The sequence below is a fragment of the Marinibium conchae genome (assembly GCF_015595035.1).
Classification (GTDB): domain Bacteria; phylum Pseudomonadota; class Gammaproteobacteria; order Enterobacterales; family Alteromonadaceae; genus Glaciecola.
This window is the reverse complement of the sequence record NZ_JADNRN010000001.1, coordinates 1,783,621-1,801,070: the sequence shown is the minus strand read 5'-3', so window position 1 is coordinate 1,801,070 and position 17,450 is coordinate 1,783,621. Positions and strand designations below refer to the sequence as shown.

Here is a 17,450-nt window from a genome sequence, read left to right as displayed (position 1 = left end):
GTTTTATTGTTCAACAATTACCTTGCTCAAGAATGCTTTATCTTCCGGCTTGATCACTTTGGTAGCCCCTTTCACCTGAAAGCTATCACTTAAGCGAATGTCGCTAGACGAACTGCCTAGCATCAACTGAATCTCACCAGCATCAACAACATAGTTCATATTCATATCGTAATAAGCGAGTAAGTTTATGGGTAACTCGAAGATGACTCTTTTACTTTCTCCAGCTTCTAAGCTTACACGTTTGAAGCCCTTGAGTTCTTTCACTGGGCGGGTAGTGGAGGCATTTGTGTCTCTGATATAAAGTTGTACGACTTCATCCCCTGCATGTTTGCCCGTGTTAGTGAGCTTCATTGATATTACTGCTTTGCCATTTGCTTCTGCTTTTGAAGCGTCAATTTTCAGGTCATTGTAATCGAAAGTTGTATAACTTAAACCATGTCCGAAAGCGTATTGTGGGCTCACTTCGGAAAAAGCATATCCGCGTTTAGCTGAGGGCTTATGATTATAATAATAGGGTACTTGCCCAACATTCCTTGGAAAGGTTAATGGTAACTTTCCGCCTGGGTTAACGTCACCAAAGAGTACATTGGCAATAGCCGTTCCTGTTTCTTGACCAAGATACCATGCCTCAAGAATGGCCGGCGCATCATTATTAATCTTGTCGCCAAGGGTTAGTGGCCGACCATTATATAGAATGATGACAGTCGGTTTGCCTAAGGCAATAATTTCCTCTGCTAGAGCTTGCTGCTCGCCAAGCAAGTTCAGAGATGAACGATCGCCAAGGTGCTTATCAGACCAAGCCTCACGCGACGATCCCTCATTAGAACCAAGCACAAGAATTGATATATCGCTTTCTTTCGCCAGTGCAACAGCTTCTTCTTTTAGGCCGGCATAACTCTCTGGTGTTGCTAAAGCCATTTGGTCTTGATTCCAGCGTTGTTGTGATAAGGTTTTAGCCGCTATTGAAGCATCAGAAGGCTCATTAACGTCCTGTGTTATGAGCGCTCCCCGAGAAAATTTAACTTGAGCTTTACCTTCTAATTTAGCGCGAATGCCATCCAAGATAGGCACGGTTCGTTTGGGTACTCCACTGTAGCCCCCTAGTAGTGTTTCGTCTGCATGAGGTCCAATAACAGCAACTTTGTTATAGCCATTAATGTCAAGCGGTAATATGCCGTCGTTTTTCATCAACACGATCGCTTTCTCAGCGGTCTTTAATGCCAACGCTTGATGTTCACTACTATTGATAATGGCTATGCCAGCTTCGTCGGTGAAGGGCCTTTCAAACAGCCCTAGCGCAAACTTGTGCTGTAAGACCCGGCGAACCGACTCATCGATTTTCGATTCTTCCACACGGCCAGCTTTCACCAGGTCGACTAGTAAAGGAAAGGCTATGCGATCTGGCATTTCAATATCTACACCCGCATTAAGCGAAACAATCGCTGCCTCCTGCATATCTTCAACCACTGAGTGTCTTGTTTTAAGGTCGCGTATTGCGTCGTAATCACTGACTAAAGTGCCAGTAAAACCCCATTCATCTCTCAATATATCGGTTAAGAGAAGTTTGTTTGCATGGCTTGGCACGCCATCTATTTCATTATACGAGGCCATCACACTTCTGGCATTCGCAACTTTTATCGCAGCCTCGAAGGGGGGAAGAAAAATCTCGCGTAAGGCTCTTTCGCCCATTGGAGCCGGTGCTATGTTAATGCCGCTGTTGGGCTGGCCGTGACCAGTGAGGTGTTTTAAGGTTGCTAAAACTCGGTCTTCCGCCAAACGCTGGTATGGCCCTGATGGCTCACCTTGGAAACCTCGAATAGCAGCCACACCTAATTCAGTAACAAGGTAGGGGTCTTCTCCCATTGTTTCTTCGATACGGCCCCAACGGGGATCTCGCGCAATATCGAGAATCGGTGTTAGAGCTTGATTACCGCCACGTGCTCGCACTTCTCGTGCGGAGGCTTTGTACATCTCGTATACTAAATCTGCGTCCCACATACTGGCGAGCGCTATAGCTTGGGGAAAGCTAGTCGATTCGGTAGCCGCATGGCCGTGAAGAGCCTCTTCATGAAAGATTGCGGGGATACCTAATCGTGTTTCATTTATTAACCACTTCTGAATAGCATTAGCATAACGAAGCGTTTCAATTGGCGACATGCCTTCACTTGGCCTAGCAAAGTGACCAATACCCAAAGGCATTATCTCTTTTGCTTTCTCGGGAAGGAACTCCTTATCCTCGTTTTTGAGCTGTTTACCTTCTTGCCATATAGTTTCCAGCTGGGCTACTTTTTCTTCTAGCGTCATGCGCTGCAATAAGTCTTCAACACGTTCACTGAGGGGTAAATTTGGGTCCATGTACGCCCTCTCTTGGGACTGAGAACTAAACGACAAAGTACAAATAAGTATCAATAGTGCTGCACTTGCCTTTGGAAGGAAATAAGGCTGCATGGCTTACCTTTAACAGTTAATTAACATTAAGTAACTGATACTAGCTGTAATTAACTTCGTCGTCATTGATAGATTTTGTATTGTTATTATTATTTTTATTGAATTTTGATCTAGGAACGAGCGCAAACAAAGAAGCTTGAATGAGTTTTAAGCTGCAAATGCGACGCAAGCCCCTTTTTAGCTTCTTTTTAGCAGCTTTTAAGCCACAAAGCCCTTGCAAATTAAGCTACTCAGCGTATAATTCGCGCACCTTTTTTCCAGCGTAGCGGGAATCTAGGTATGTTAACGGTAACGCTACAACGAGTTTGAGGCATATATGGTTACTATTCGTTTACAGCGTGGTGGCGCCAAAAAGCGTCCATTTTATCAAGTAGTTGTTGCAGACAGTCGTCGTGCACGCAACGGTAAGTTCATTGAAAACTTGGGTTTCTTCAATCCAACTGCACAAGGTCAAGCTGAACGTTTACGTTTAGACCTAGAGCGTGTTGAGTATTGGGTTAGCGTAGGTGCAAGTGTTTCTGACCGTGTATCACGCTTGGTAAAAGATGCAAAAGTTGCTGCTTAGTAGCGCTTTTGTATCAGTGATTTGAGGTAAAAATGAGTTCAGCGTCTGACACTATTATTATTGGCAAAATCGGTGCTCCTTATGGAGTTAAAGGTTGGGTCAAGATAAACAGTTTTACCCAGGTTACGACAGATATATTCGGTTACACCCCTTGGCAGTTAAATGGCAATGGTTGTGATAACCAAGAGATAAAAATTGACCAGTGGCGACAGCAAGGTAAAAACCTCGTTGCTAAGTTGGTAGGAGTTGAGAGTCGAGACGATGCTGAGCTAATTAAAAATGCTGAGATATCTGTTCCAACGTCAGTTCTTCCTGAGTTAGACGACGATTTTTACTGGAAAGACTTAATTGGCATGGAAGTGGTTACCGACAAAGGTTACAACTTAGGTGTGGTTAAGGATATGTTCGAAACAGGTGCCAACGATGTGATGCTTGTAAAAGCAAAGAACAACGATGCATTTGGTCAAAAAGAACGTTTGTTACCATTTTTACACGACCAAGTTGTGTTGAGTGTTGATAAACAGGCAAAGACGATTACAGTCGACTGGGACCCAGGTTTTTAATGCAACCTACCCAACGTTTCGGAGTAATAACTTTATTTCCTGAAATGTTCGAACCCTTCTTGAATCAAGGTGTGTTTGGCAGAGCAGTAAAAAAAGGCATATTACAGGTGAGTATGTTTAATCCCCGCGATTACACCACCGACAAACACCGAACTGTTGACGACCGCCCTTATGGCGGTGGCCCTGGAATGCTGATGATGGTTCAGCCATTAACAGACGCAATAGCCGATGCTAAAAAAGCATTGGGCGACAATAGCGTGGTAGTTTATTTATCACCGCAAGGTAAAACCTTGAACCAAACTGAGGTTCAATCTTTAACCCAAATACCAAACTTAATTTTGGTTGCTGGGCGATACGAAGGCATTGATGAGCGTGTTATTAATTCACTTGTCGATCAGGAATGGTCTATTGGCGATTACGTCTTAAGTGGCGGAGAGCTGCCAGCAATGGTGTTAATGGATTCAGTATCGAGATTGTTGCCGGATGTATTGGGGCATACACAATCCGCAGTGGAAGATTCTTTCACTAATGGATTGCTAGAATGTCCTCATTACACCAGGCCTGAAGTATTAAATGGTGAGGCTGTACCGAGTGTGTTGTTAAGTGGCAACCATGAAAAAATTAGGCAGTGGCGAATGGCTGAGTCATTAAAAAGAACTTTAGACCGTCGCCCTGATTTATTAAATGAGCTAGCTCTGACTGAGGAGCAACACAAAATACTGGCAAAGATTAAATCTGGACAGTAGTTGCGGCATTATGACAGTTATCTAGCATGAGAGGATCTGATGAGTAAAGTAAGTCAAGATATCATCAAGAAAATTGAGCAAGCACAGCTCAAAACTGATGTTCCGGAATTTGGTCCGGGTGACACTGTAGTTGTTAAAGTAAGAGTAAAAGAAGGCGAGAAAGAGCGTCTTCAGGCATACGAAGGCGTAGTAATCGCTAAGCGTAACCGTGGTCTACACTCTGCTTTCACTGTACGTAAGATTTCTAGTGGTGAAGGCGTAGAGCGTGTGTTCCAAACTCACAGCCCAGCAATCTCTTCTATTGAAGTGAAACGTCGCGGTGCTGTTCGTCGTGCTAAGTTGTACTACTTGCGTGAGCGTTCAGGTAAATCTGCACGTATTAAAGAAAAACTTAACTAATTTTAATTTGTGTTATCGTTAACATTCAAAAGCCCGCATCTATGCGGGCTTTTTGTATCTGTAGCAACATAATTATATGGACTGGAGACTGCGTTTTCTCAACAACTTAGTCAGTTCCTCTAGCAAGAACAAGCATGCTTAATGAAAGTAGCGTTAGTGAACTTGCTTGTTAACAGTCATCAAGCTCAATTTCTATGAGAGGTTGCTCGCCTACAGCGATGGCTTGAGAGTATCTCACTTCACATTCGTTAGCTTCGTAGTCGTCGTCGGGTCTTATCCTGAGCCCACTGCGGCCCGCGATGCTAAAACTTGTTATTTCAAAATCACCGCCATTGGTGGTGTCTGTAATATTTATCATGCGAGCTATGCCTGCATTGGTGTGCCGAGGATAACCAAATGCTAAGATGATTGCCTCACCCTGAATTAGGATACTATTGCCCAAACCATTGCCTGTTGCTGGCCCTGCACTTAGGTCGCAAAGCTCAGTGACTATGCATTTTGAATGTACGAGATCTGCGGCACTATTTATAGCACCAACAACGCCTTCCATCGTACTGCGATTAGCATCACCTCTTAGGTCAATAAATCGGGGTAGGGCGCTAATTGCCAAAATGCCCAGAATAACAATAACAATGATCAGCTCTACAAGTGTAAAACCCTGACGACGAATGTGTTTCATACAAGTACTTCTTTCTCGTCATATGATGTGTTTATTGCCATAAGAATAAATGAGCAACAACATATATGCAATTTTAAACGTTATTGCTAGCATAGACATGAGAATAAGTGCTTTAGGCCGCAAAAGTGGCTTGTTCTTCCTTTTTATACGCAATTTTGGAACCAATGACCTTGAAGGCTTTTAAATACTTCGCTCCGCGCTGGTAACATACACTTTCTATTACGTCCCCGCTTTCATTCAATAGGTAAGTAGCAAATCTAACCCCATTTTTATAGGGTAAATAGAAACGATGCAGCGTAAAACGGTCATTGTGATCAGCAGCAGATAAAACTAAAAACATACAGGGTGGCAGATTCATAAAATCAAGGCGTTGATCCTGACCGTAAAGCACTAGCGACTTTTGAAATGCGTTATCACTTAACTTAGTTTTGTCGTCACTAAGCACAATGCTATGTTTTGCTACCAACAGGTCGATGCCTTTAATACCAGTAGAGCTTGCAATACCAGCAGACTTTGCACTTTCGAAGTTGCCCACCTTTTGATTAGCGACTGTTTTGAGTTTTGCTATTTTGCGCTTGTTGGTATTTTCCGCTTCTACTTGCCTGCCATCTTGCTCACTGTGACTTTTAAAGCTCTGAGCATTTGTGTTTAGGTCTCTGTGTATCGCAAAAAAAGTAGATGCATTCATTTTAATCACCTCAATATGATTACTCATGTTTATGTGTACAGTATATTGCTGGATGATAAATAGTCAAATATTTTTTTTCGAACAAGCAGAATTAGTCCTTAAGTACAGGTAAACTATGTAAAAACAATCTATACGCAGTAAAAATGACTGAACTAGAAAAAATGCTCAGCGAGCAATATTACTTCGCTACCGACAAACAATTGAGTCAGATGCGTATGCAAGCTAAACAACGCTGCTTTGAGTTTAATCAACTGTGCCCTTCTAAAATTAAACAGAAAAAATCACTGCTTGCTACTTTACTGCCAAACGTAAAGTCTGCTTGGATTGAACATGGCTTTCAATGTGATTACGGTGTGCACATTCATGCTGAGCATGGCTTATTTTTAAATCACAACGTCATCATTCTTGATGGCGCTCAGGTTACTTTTGGCAAGAATGTGCTAGTAGGGCCCAATACGGTTATTGCTGCTACCTCGCATCACATGGATGCTGTTGACCGCCAGAGGGGTTTATGTAGGTCGAAAGCTATTCATATCGGTGACGCAGTCTGGTTGGGGGCGAATGTAACGGTACTTCCTGGTGTGACTATTGGCGCCAACAGTGTTGTTGGTGCCTCGGTAGTCGTGTCGTCTTCTTTGCCGGCAAACACAGTACTGCAACAAAGTAACTAGTTTTTCATACCTTTTAGTCGTCTTTGAATTCTTCTCCGTTTATAGGCGATGATTAAGAATCTGCGTAAAACCGCTTTTATTCTTAGCTACTTATACATCGGATTTAAAGTGTTCATATACTTTTGCATTATATGACTTATTGTGACCACGATTTCGGTGTTTACTTATGGTTTTTTACGCCAAAGCCATCTACACTCAAACATTGATTAATTACAAGGTCTTAGCCTTGCAATTATACGACAGCTTACATCACACAAAAAATTAGAATAATAAAAACGGAGACACCTATGCAACAGGCCCAATCGACCTGGGTAACTCGTTCGCTCGATAAAGTAGAGCGAGTGGGAAACAAATTACCCGATCCCGCCATTATATTTTTTATCTGTTTAGTCATCATTTGGGTATGTTCAGCCATATTTTCTCAAATGAGCTTTGATGCCATCGACCCTAGAACTGGCAATGCAATAGAAGTTAAAAATCTACTCACTGGTGCTGCGATGGCCGACTTCTTGAGTCGTATGGTTGGCATCTTCACTGGCTTCGCGCCCCTTGGTGTTGTCTTGGTTGCTATGCTGGGTGTGGGCGTGGCAGAACATTCTGGTTTTATCAGTGCCGGATTGAAAAGAATGCTTGATCGCACGCCAAAAACACTGCTTACTCCTATGGTTGTACTTGTCGCAATAGTCAGCCATACAGCTACAGATGCTGGTTATGTTTTAGTGATACCGCTTGCTGGCGTTATATTTTATGCAATGGGAAGACATCCCCTCGCTGGTATTGCTGCGGCGTTTGCAGGCGTAAGTGGTGGCTTCTGTGCTAACTTTATTCCGTCTGCAATTGACCCTCTTCTTCAGTCTTTTACGCAAAGTGCTGCGCAAATTATTGATCCCGATATTCAAGTTAATCCTCTGAATAACTGGTTCTTTAATTCTGCATCCACGCTACTAATCGTTGCTATAGCTTGGTACTTAACCGATAAAGTCATCGAACCGCGCCTGAAGGATGTCGAAGTAGATGGCGATCCGAATGACATCCCTAAGTTTGAAGAGTTGACGCTTAAGCAAACAAAAGCATTGAGAGTTGCTGGATTGACAATGTTAGTCGGCATAGGCGTGCTAGTGGCGGTGCTCATTCCTGATTCATCGCCAATGCGTGACGCCGACGGAGCTCTAACCACATTTCAGGCGCCAGTGATGCAATCTATTGTGCCTTTAATCTTTTTGCTTTTCCTTCTACCTGGTGTTGTTTATGGCTATATGTCGGGCACTTACAGCAGCACTAAAGATATGATTGATAGCATGACAAAGGCGATGCAAGGTATGAGTTACTACATAGTAATGGCTTTCTTCTGCGCTTTGTTCATCGACGCTTTTGGTAAGTCTAATTTAGGCGCACTCATGGCCATAAATGGGGCTGAGTTTCTAAAAGCCTTGTCATTGCCTGCCATGGTAACGATAGTTGGTATTATTCTTCTCACTGCGTTTGTGAACCTATTTGTAGGCTCTTCATCTGCCAAGTGGGCCTTGCTTGGACCTATTTTCGTGCCGATGTTAATGCAACTAGGAATCTCACCAGATTTAACGCAGGCCGCTTATCGCTTGGGTGATTCATCGTCAAATATTATTACGCCATTAATGCCATACTTCCCACTTGTGGTGGTTTACTGTCAACGCTATGTTAAGTCTACCGGTATTGGTACTTTGCTATCGCTAATGCTGCCATTCAGTATTACGATTTTGGTTGCTTGGACAATATTTCTCCTTATTTATTGGGCGATTGGCATTCCACTAGGTATACAAGCGAGTTACGTTTATCCGGCAGGCTAACGCTTAGTATTTAATCAGTAAATTAGACGGTTGCAGCGATTCCAAGGTTGCAACCGTTTTTTATGAGTGTTTTAGTATGTTTTCCTTGATTCGAAGTTGTTAGTTTGTTAAAAAGTCAATCAGTTGTTATTTATAGATATTTGTTAGTGTAAACATAAATTTACGTTTTGATTGCTTTGTTCATTTCTCGCCTTCTCACGTTGTTATCGTCTCACCGCAAAATTTCATTTTCATGCCTGTTCGTTACTTTTATATAAGGCATTACAAGTCAATAGAGTGCAAAAAATGCAAAAAGATACAGTTAATAATATTCATATCAGTTCTGAAGAAGTGATGGTAACGCCAAGTGAATTATCACAGGAGCTACCTGTAAGTGATAAGGCACTCGAGGGTGTGATTGAGTCGCGTAAAGTTATTTCTGAAATTATTCATGGTAAAGACCATCGTCTGCTTGTGGTTTGTGGGCCTTGTTCAATACACGACATTGAGGCTGCAAAAGAGTATGCGCTGAAACTGAAAGAGTTGCATGAGTCGACCAAAGATACTTTATATATAGTAATGCGAGTGTATTTTGAGAAGCCAAGAACAACCACGGGTTGGAAAGGCCTGATCAACGACCCGCATCTGAACGACACCTTTGATATTGAAAACGGCCTAAGAAAAGCACGCGAATTGCTGATATGGCTTGCTGATTTAGGTTTGCCTGTCGCGACGGAAGCATTGGACCCCATCAGTCCGCAATATTTAGCTGAATTATTCAGTTGGGCGGCTATTGGTGCGCGTACTTCTGAATCACAAACACACCGTGAAATGGCAAGTGGTTTGTCGATGCCTGTTGGCTTTAAAAACGGTACAGACGGTTCATTGGGAATCGCCATCAATGCACTCCAATCAGCTGCGTCGGGTCATCGTTTTATGGGGATTAATAAGGATGGTCAAGTGAGCATCATCAAAACCCAAGGTAACCCCGATGGTCATATTATTTTGCGCGGTGGCAAGCAACCAAATTATGACTCAGTATGTGTTGCTGATTGCGAGGCAGAGCTCAATAATGCGGGTATTAACAGCAGCCTAGTGGTTGATTGTAGCCATGCTAATAGTGCTAAAGACTACCGTCGCCAACCCTTAGTTGCGCAAAATGTGGTGAATCAGATACTTGAAGGTAACCAATCTATTATTGGTGTTATGCTTGAGAGCCACTTAAATGCGGGTAATCAGAGTTCTACGGGTAAAACCCTTGCTGATTTAGAGTATGGTGTGTCGATCACCGACGGATGCATAGACTGGCAACAAACTCATGATCTCATTTTGCAAACTCGTGATAGACTTATCACAGTATTACCAATGCGTTTAACAAAACGACAATCTGTGTAAGGCAACATTACTCAGACACTATAAAAGAAGAAGGCATGTCAGATCCCGATAACATACTTGGCGAATTGCGCACTAATATTGACAAGCTCGACGAAGAGTTAATCGAGCTTCTCAAAAAACGCAATGCATTAACCAGCAAAGTAGGTGAGGTTAAATCTACCACGGGCATGCCTATCTATGTGCCAAGCCGCGAAGCGGAGATGATCAAAGCTCGGCGCGCAAAAGCCGAAGGCTTGGGCTTATCTCCTGATTTAGTTGAAGACGTTTTACGACGTATCATCCGAGAATCCTACAAAACCCAACATGCCAATTACTTGTGTGTTAACCCCGCTGTCAATAAAGTCGTTATTATTGGCGGTGCAGGTGCGCTGGGTAAAGTATTCGTAAAGCTTTTCACGCAAAGCGATTATGCTGTCGAAATCATTGAAAAAGATGATTGGGCAAGTGCCGATGACATTTTTGCACAAGCTAGCCTAGTGATTGTTGCTGTGCCGATAAAGCTAACCACGGCAGTAATCGCAAAACTCACTAGCTTACCGGAACACTGTATCCTTGCTGATATTACTAGTGTTAAAGATGAGCCGCTGCAAGCTATGATGAAAGCCCATAAAGGCCCGGTCGTGGGTTTGCACCCTATGTTTGGTCCCGACGTGCCTGGCATGATCAAGCAAGTTGTTGTGGTGTGTCATGGTCGCCATCAGCCTGCTTACGACTGGCTGCTTGAGCAAATGCGAGTTTGGGGTGCAGTATTACATGAGTCAACAAGTAATGAGCACGATAGTGCTATGGCCTTTATTCAAGTAATGCGTCACTTCTCTACCTTTGTTTATGGACAGCATTTGAAAGAAGAAGATCCTAGTCTACAATCTTTACTCATGTTTAGTTCTCCTATCTATCGCCTTGAGTTGGCCATGGTAGGTCGACTTTTTGCTCAAGAGCCTGTTTTATATGCCGATATCATATTTAATAAAAAAGAAGGTTTGGAATTATTAAAACGCTTTCATCAACGATTTGGCGAAGCGCTAACCCTCGTCGAACTCAATGATAAACAGGCTTTTATCAATCAATTCGAAGACACCAAGCGTTGGTTTGGCGATTATGCCAAGCAATGTTTAATGGACAGCAAGCACTTATTGCTCTCGGCTGATGATAGCCAATTGTTACGGAAAACATCGTAGGCTCACCACCTTTATTGGGTGCGCTAGATATTTGCTGATAATTAGTTGGATGTGCTATGTCGTTAAAATTACGGTTTCTGCTCACTATTTTAAGCCTAGTGATTGGCTCTCTACTCGTGCTGTCTATCGCCGCTATAAGTGTTAGTTCAAGCGTATCGAACGAGGCGCTGACGATAGCAGCCAAAGAAAAGTTAGTATCGCAGGCGGTGAATACCAAGCAAGCCGTTACTACGTACTTCAGCACACTTGAATCACAGGTGAGAATAAAATCACAAGAAAGCCCAATCATCGAGGCAAGCGCTGAGTTTATCAACGCATTTTTGAGCTACTCTAATCAGCGTGCGGCTCTTAGCAGTGCTGAAGAGAGAGCACTTCAGTCATATTACGAAAATGATTTTGCTCAGCTGTACGAAGAACGCAACGGCGAAGCACTGGCTAAGCCTTTATCACTGGTCAATATTCTATCTGACACGTCTAAACGCCTTCAGTATGATTTTATCGCGGGCTCAAGTTTCAATATTGGTCAAAAGGATCGTCTTATCCGTCTCGCCAATACCTCAAAATATGCCGAGATTCATCAAAATAATCACCCAGATATCAAGCGCTTTTTGGAAGAATATGGTTATTATGATATTTTTATCGTTGATACATCGGGTAATGTAGTTTACAGCGTTTTTAAAGAACTAGATTTTGCTACGAACCTGCAAAATGGCCCGTATTCACAAAGCGGAATCGCGGAGGCTTTTAACAAAGCGGCAATGGCCAAAAAGCCAGGTGAAGTATTCCATTCGAGCATATCTTCTTATTTACCTTCCTATGATGCATACGCAGGTTTTTTGTCGTCCCCTATTTTTCGTAAAGGGCAGGTAATCGGTGTACTGATTTTTCAAATTCCACTCGATCGTATCAACAATGTACTCACGCGAGATCGCCAGTGGGTACAACAAGGTTATGGTTTAAGTGGTGAAACCTATTTATCGAATAGTGATGGTGTATTACTCACGGAAAGTCGCTTCTTTATTGAGGATGAAAAAGCTTATTTGGATATTATTGCTAGCAACTCGCCGAATGAAGCCGCCGCTATAAAGCGCAGCGCAACCTCGGTGGGTAATCAAAGCGTTAATACTATATCATCTAAAGCAGCGCTAGCTGGAAATCAAGGTTTTAACAAAATTGTAGACTATCGCGATGTAGAAGTGTTCTCCGCCTATGTGCCCTTGAATTTTGGCGATGAAACGATTGCACTGATGGCTGAAATTGATGTTGCAGAGGCATTAGCACCCGCAACCACGATAAGAAATAACTTATTTACAGCAGTTGTGGTTGTCTTGCTCATTGTGATTGTTATTTCATCAGTCGCGGCTTATATACTCACTCAGAAAACGACGCGGCCATTAGATGATGTGGGTCGGATGTGTGAAGATCTAACCTCAGGTGATGGCGATTTAACCATCAGGTTGAAGAAGTGCGGTATTACTGAAATAGATGATTTACTGATGGCTTTCAATGTGTTTATTGAACAGGTACACGGGATTATTTGCAGCGTACGGGAAGATAGCGTTGCGTTGTCTTCTGCCGCAGAACAATTGTCAGCAACGACTAGCGAAGGCCAAAAAATCACAGAAGAACAACGAGACCGAACACATTCTGTTGCTTCGGCTGTTGAAGAACTGTCTGCGTCGATAGCAGAAATTGCGCAAACGGTTGTAGTAAATCGCGAACAAAGCGAGCATGCGAAAGAAGGCCTAAGAAATAACTTAGGCAAAACCGACATTGCAGCTCAAAACATTCGCCATCTGGTGTCTTTAATAAACGAGTCGAGTGGGGTAATAACATCACTCAAAGCTGAAGTCATGGAAGTGACGACCTTTCTTGAAGTGATTACTAGTCTTGCTGACCAAACCAATTTGTTAGCACTTAATGCGGCGATCGAGGCCGCGCGCGCCGGAGAAGCAGGACGAGGCTTTTCCGTGGTCGCCGATGAAGTGCGAACTTTGGCTACCCGCTCACAACAAAGCACCGAGTCGATTTCAAAAATAGTGGACAAAATGACGACCTCATCAGATCAAAGTGTGCAATCTATGAGTGTCGCGGTAAGTGCTGCCGATAAGGGAATTGATTTAGTTGATACCGTTACTGGCGCGCTCACTGAGCTTGCAAGTGCATTAGAGGAATTCCAGAAACTCGCTGAGATTGTAGCAAGTGCGACGGAAGAGCAGACCGCCGCATCGAACTTAGTAAGCAAGAGCATAAATGAAATAAGTGAAATGGCTCATGACATACAAAATGGCGCAAGCCAAAGCAGTGCTGCTGCAGAGGAGCTAGCAAAAATAGCCGATAAAGCTAATACGATGGTGAGCCGTTTTAAACTCTAGTTTGTGTCGTACAAGTAAAGCCAGCTCGTCGTTAACCTACTCCATAAGGGCGTTAACGGCGGCAACTTTGGTTGGACTGACTTCTTCAACAGGGTAACAACCAAGTACTTTAAAATAGCGTGTCATTCCACGTAGTTTTTCCATTGCTTTTTGCATAGGACCATCTTCGATATTGCCCTCTACGTCTAGGTAAAACATTTCTTCCCAAGGGTTCCCAGTAATTGGTCTCGATTCCAGCTTGCTCATATTTATTTGGTTCTCTTTCAGCACAATCAGCGCTTCAACTAAGGCTCCTGGTTTCTGAACGGTCGACATGATCAAGGTTGTTTTCGCAGGCACTTGCAACGGCACTTTAACTGAGTCGCTAGCGACGACAATAAAGCGACTGTGATTTTCTTTTTGATTAGCCAAATTCGACTTGATTGCTTTCAGGCCATATAAAGCTCCGCCAGCTTCACTGCCAATAGCAGCCACGCTGCTTGAGTTAAGTTCATTCACTTTCATCATCGCAGCCGAAGTGCTGTCGCAGGGTTTCACCTCTACATTGCCTAGCTCTGCTAAAAAGTGACTGCACTGAGCAAACACTTGTGGGTGGGCATAGAGCGTTTTAATTTTACTCAGGTCGGTATCGGTAGCAACCAGCATGGCGTGTTTAATTGGGTGTGTAAGCTCGCCAACAATACTTAGCCGAGTATGTTGTAATTGGTCGTAGACCTCATTAATACTGCCAGAAGAAGTATTTTCAATAGGCAAAACGGCATAGTCAGCTTCACCAGATTCAACCTTCCCAATAATTTCCGAAAAGCTTTGGCAGCCTATCTCTAACAGTTCGCCAGCTCGTCGAGAAAAGTATTTCTGTGTTGCTAAATAGCTATAGGAGCCCTTATCGCCCAAAAAGGCGACTCGATTGAGGGGCTTCTCACTTGAGGGATTAGCCCAACGCGCGAGCATGGCTTGTTGATTAAGTACCGAGTCTTCTATAATCACATGAAAGAGTTGCGTAACGTAATGAGGATCGAGACCGACTTCTTGGCCTTTCTTTATAAGGCGCACCAACAGCTGCTCTTCTCTGGTCTGGTCTCTTACCGGAATGTGGTTTTTAATTTTTGTTTCGGCGACTTGGTTAGTCAGTGCTTGACGCTCTGCTAACAAGGTGAGTAATTGGGAGTCTAAATCGGTAATTTTTACTCGGATTTCTTCTAATTCTTGTTTCGGCACTACAGCTCCTTTGAGAAAACGAATCTAGCCAAATGTTAATCTGTGTTTACTCACGAAAGCTATTTGGTACTTGAGGAATACGCGCAAAAAAGCGCTTAGTGAAATGTATGTAAGAGAGGGGGCAGTGTCAACGTTTTAAGCAATAAATTCCCTCAAAATAGCACTGTTTTTTAAAATTTATCCTAATTTCCTAGTTTTTTGCCTAGGAATCTAACAGGCGCACTAACATCGCTTTTACTTCGTCGGATTCGAAAGGTTTGTCGCAAAGCGCATTTACCCCTGTTTGTTGAATGTTTGCCATATGCGCACTGTCGGCAGATTCTGAGGTAACCATAATGATTGGAATATGGGTTGTTGCTGGGTTAAATCGAATAAACTCAGAGAGTTCTCGACCATCCATTTCGGGCATGTTGTAGTCGGTTACAACCAAATCGAATTCGTGATCTTTCAATAAGGTTAGCGCATGAGCACCATTTTCAGCCTCTTGCAATTTATTTAAGCCCATACCTTCGAGTACTCGGCGAATATGATTTCTAGCCAGTCTTGAGTCGTCTACGACTAATACTCTTACATCTTGAACATCAAAATGACTGAGGCTGAGTTCATCGGTATTAATCAATTGTAAACTCGCGTTTAAGCCTCGTGACAAATGGATGGGCTCGAAGGGTTTAGGAAGAATTGCGGCAACACCAGCCTGTTTGAATTCGTCGAGCTTCGACATACTGTTTTCGCTACTCACTAGCATGAAGGGGATGGAAGCGGTTGTATCGTTCTGTTTGATGAACTTTAGGATGTCGAGACCACTTCCATCTGACAAATACATGGTACTTACTACAATATCTGCACCATGAGTTTGAATAGCTGCTTTTGCATCACTAACCGTTTTAACCACATCAACTGCTTGCACATCCTCTCTTAACAGCAATGTTTTAATGATTTTACTTTGCGTGTCTGAAGGCTCTACCAAAATAATGTGTAAATCGGATATTGAAATTGTGTGCATTACTAATTGATCTCGCTTTAGGTTAATTTACCTAGCCGCCTGCTAATTTTACTTGCATTCCTTTAGCCTCTAATAGTTGCTTCAGTTTGTCTCTAACGTCGCCTTGAATCTCAATTTTTCCATCTTTTACCGAACCGCCACATCCACATTGTTTCTTTAGCTGAGTGCATAGCGCCTTGAGTTCAGCATCGTTCATGGCCAAACCGTCGATAATACTCATGCCTTTGCCTTTACGGCCTTTAGTTTCTTTTCGAATACGAATGATGCCATCGCCTTTCGAGATAGGTCCTTGAGTACTTTTTTGTTCTTTTATCCTACCTGTATCGGTCGAATAAACTAATTTTGAATCATTCATTTGAAAAAAAATGTCAATATAGTCTAGTTTTTAATGATTTGAGTATATCCTAAGGCGAATATCTTTACTAATTTTGCAGGTTTACACATCCTTTCACACTTAGCATCGGTAAACTGAGACAATGATTGCAATTGAGAACAATTATCAATTACAATTGGAGATAGGTTTTTATTAACAATAAAGAATGAGGTCGCGACGCTTTTGTTTGCGCGCACCTCAGCATCAGGAGTGGTACATTTATGCTTAAAACAAAACGCGTGGGGTCAATAAGATCTTATGTGGCCATCGCAGTATTATCGCTTTTCAGCGCACAGAGCTTAGCGGCAGAAGTAAACGTCTATTCCGCCCGCAAAGAGGCCTTAATCAAACCAATACTCGATGACTTTTCCGAGCAAACCGGTATTAAGGTTAACTTGATTACAGGTAAAGCCGACGCATTAATATCAAGAATGAAGTCTGAGGGGCAATTTAGCCCAGCAGACGTAATTGTGACCACAGATGTAGGTCGCTTAGTGCGTGCAAAAAAACTTGGTGTTACTCAAGCGAATAACGACGATTTGATTAACAGTACCGTGCCCGAATACCTACGTGATGAAGATGCACATTGGACTGCTTTAACCTTGCGTGCTCGTCCAATTATGTATTCAAAAGACAGGGTGAAACCTGAGAGCCTATCAACGATGGCTGCACTGACCGACGCGCAGTGGAAGGGGCGTATTTGCATCCGTTCTTCAAGTAATATTTATAATCAGTCTATGCTTGCCGCGATGATGGAACTTCAGGGCAGTAAAGAAACGCTCGAGTGGGCAAAAGGGCTGGTAGCAAATTTTGCACGCAGTCCGAAAGGTGGCGATCGCGATCAAATCAAAGCTGTTGTGGCAGGGGAGTGTGATATCGCTATTGCTAACACCTATTACCTTGCTGGCATGTTGAACTCAGACGATGATGCAACACGTAAAACAGCGCAACAGGTAGCTGTGTTTTGGCCTGACCAAGATACCCAAGGTGCGCACGTTAACATCTCTGGCGTTGGCGTAGCGAAATATGCAAAAAATATCGACCAAGCAAAGCAGCTCATTCGCTTTATGTTAAGTGATGAAGCTCAAGCCTGGTATGCAGAAACCAATCACGAATATCCCATTAAGAAGGGTATCGCTTGGAGCGATACGCTGAAAAACATGGGCGAATTCAAAGCACAGGAAGTATCATTGAGTACAGTCGGTGAAAATAATGCCAAAGCGCTTATGTTGATGGACAGTGCAGGTTGGCGTTAGAGGTTTGAGTGTACTGAGGGCAGAAAACAAAGGTTTTTCGCTATTCACGCTATTGGCAGGTCTTATCATAGGCTTGCCAATCTTTGTG

At 43.0% G+C, this 17,450-nt stretch carries 16 protein-coding genes; 10 read left to right on the top strand and 6 right to left on the bottom strand.

Annotated elements, in window-relative coordinates:
• Positions 1-3: 3 nt before the first annotated feature.
• Positions 4-2,448, bottom strand: a complete 2,445-nt coding sequence (locus tag ISG33_RS07590) for a glycoside hydrolase family 3 N-terminal domain-containing protein (protein ID WP_195732868.1) — start codon at positions 2,446-2,448, stop codon at positions 4-6.
• A 316-nt stretch (positions 2,449-2,764) separates the two neighbouring features.
• On the opposite strand from ISG33_RS07590, the gene rpsP reads away from it, so the two are divergent.
• Genes rpsP through rplS form a run of 4 tightly spaced genes read left to right on the top strand, consistent with a single transcriptional unit; the run spans position 2,765 to position 4,721 of the window.
• On the top strand, positions 2,765-3,013 hold the full coding sequence (rpsP, locus tag ISG33_RS07585) for a 30S ribosomal protein S16 (RefSeq protein WP_195732867.1): 249 nt from the start codon (positions 2,765-2,767) through the stop codon (positions 3,011-3,013).
• Between the two features lie 32 nt (positions 3,014-3,045).
• Positions 3,046-3,576 carry a ribosome maturation factor RimM gene (gene rimM / locus ISG33_RS07580; protein ID WP_195732866.1) on the top strand — a complete coding sequence of 177 codons (531 nt, stop codon included), beginning with the start codon at positions 3,046-3,048 and terminating at the stop codon, positions 3,574-3,576.
• A complete protein-coding gene (gene trmD, locus ISG33_RS07575; RefSeq protein ID WP_195732865.1) occupies positions 3,576-4,322 on the top strand; it encodes a tRNA (guanosine(37)-N1)-methyltransferase TrmD in 747 nt (248 codons plus the stop codon). The genes rimM and trmD overlap by 1 nt, the downstream gene beginning before the upstream one ends.
• A 39-nt stretch (positions 4,323-4,361) precedes the next feature.
• Positions 4,362-4,721 (top strand): 50S ribosomal protein L19, encoded by a 360-nt coding sequence (gene rplS, locus ISG33_RS07570; protein WP_195732864.1) that lies wholly within the window; start codon positions 4,362-4,364, stop codon positions 4,719-4,721.
• A 169-nt stretch (positions 4,722-4,890) separates the two neighbouring features.
• Here rplS and ISG33_RS17220 read toward each other — a convergent pair whose 3' ends face one another.
• Both ISG33_RS17220 and ISG33_RS07560 read right to left on the bottom strand, forming a co-directional pair.
• The gene (locus ISG33_RS17220) at positions 4,891-5,400 is read right to left on the bottom strand and encodes a prepilin-type N-terminal cleavage/methylation domain-containing protein (protein ID WP_195732863.1); all 510 of its coding nucleotides are present in this window, start codon (positions 5,398-5,400) and stop codon (positions 4,891-4,893) included.
• Between the two features lie 112 nt (positions 5,401-5,512).
• A complete protein-coding gene (locus tag ISG33_RS07560) occupies positions 5,513-6,088 on the bottom strand; it encodes a hypothetical protein (RefSeq protein WP_195732862.1) in 576 nt (191 codons plus the stop codon).
• Between the two features lie 143 nt (positions 6,089-6,231).
• Here ISG33_RS07560 and ISG33_RS07555 point away from each other — a divergent pair, with 143 nt between their 5' ends.
• The 5 genes from ISG33_RS07555 to ISG33_RS07535 all read left to right on the top strand — a co-directional run bounded on the left by ISG33_RS07555 (position 6,232) and on the right by ISG33_RS07535 (position 13,512).
• Positions 6,232-6,759: a sugar O-acetyltransferase gene (locus ISG33_RS07555; protein ID WP_195732861.1), complete on the top strand. Its 528-nt coding sequence runs from the start codon at positions 6,232-6,234 to the stop codon at positions 6,757-6,759.
• A 287-nt stretch (positions 6,760-7,046) separates the two neighbouring features.
• Positions 7,047-8,585: an AbgT family transporter gene (locus ISG33_RS07550; protein ID WP_195732860.1), complete on the top strand. Its 1,539-nt coding sequence runs from the start codon at positions 7,047-7,049 to the stop codon at positions 8,583-8,585.
• A 285-nt stretch (positions 8,586-8,870) separates the two neighbouring features.
• Complete coding sequence (locus tag ISG33_RS07545) at positions 8,871-9,959, top strand: 3-deoxy-7-phosphoheptulonate synthase (RefSeq protein ID WP_195732859.1); 1,089 nt, start codon at positions 8,871-8,873, stop codon at positions 9,957-9,959.
• 35 nt (positions 9,960-9,994) lie between these two features.
• A complete protein-coding gene (tyrA, locus tag ISG33_RS07540; protein ID WP_195732858.1) occupies positions 9,995-11,137 on the top strand; it encodes a bifunctional chorismate mutase/prephenate dehydrogenase in 1,143 nt (380 codons plus the stop codon).
• 56 nt (positions 11,138-11,193) lie between these two features.
• Positions 11,194-13,512 (top strand): methyl-accepting chemotaxis protein, encoded by a 2,319-nt coding sequence (locus ISG33_RS07535; RefSeq protein ID WP_195732857.1) that lies wholly within the window; start codon positions 11,194-11,196, stop codon positions 13,510-13,512.
• Between the two features lie 36 nt (positions 13,513-13,548).
• Here ISG33_RS07535 and pheA read toward each other — a convergent pair whose 3' ends face one another.
• The 3 genes from pheA to yciH all read right to left on the bottom strand — a co-directional run bounded on the left by pheA (position 13,549) and on the right by yciH (position 16,088).
• Positions 13,549-14,730: a prephenate dehydratase gene (gene pheA / locus ISG33_RS07530; protein ID WP_195732856.1), complete on the bottom strand. Its 1,182-nt coding sequence runs from the start codon at positions 14,728-14,730 to the stop codon at positions 13,549-13,551.
• A gap of 202 nt (positions 14,731-14,932) precedes the next feature.
• A complete protein-coding gene (locus ISG33_RS07525; RefSeq protein WP_195732855.1) occupies positions 14,933-15,733 on the bottom strand; it encodes a response regulator in 801 nt (266 codons plus the stop codon).
• A gap of 31 nt (positions 15,734-15,764) precedes the next feature.
• Complete coding sequence (gene yciH / locus ISG33_RS07520; RefSeq protein ID WP_195732854.1) at positions 15,765-16,088, bottom strand: stress response translation initiation inhibitor YciH; 324 nt, start codon at positions 16,086-16,088, stop codon at positions 15,765-15,767.
• 239 nt (positions 16,089-16,327) lie between these two features.
• On the opposite strand from yciH, the gene ISG33_RS07515 reads away from it, so the two are divergent.
• A complete protein-coding gene (locus ISG33_RS07515) occupies positions 16,328-17,362 on the top strand; it encodes a Fe(3+) ABC transporter substrate-binding protein (protein WP_195732853.1) in 1,035 nt (344 codons plus the stop codon).
• Positions 17,363-17,450 lie beyond the last annotated feature (88 nt).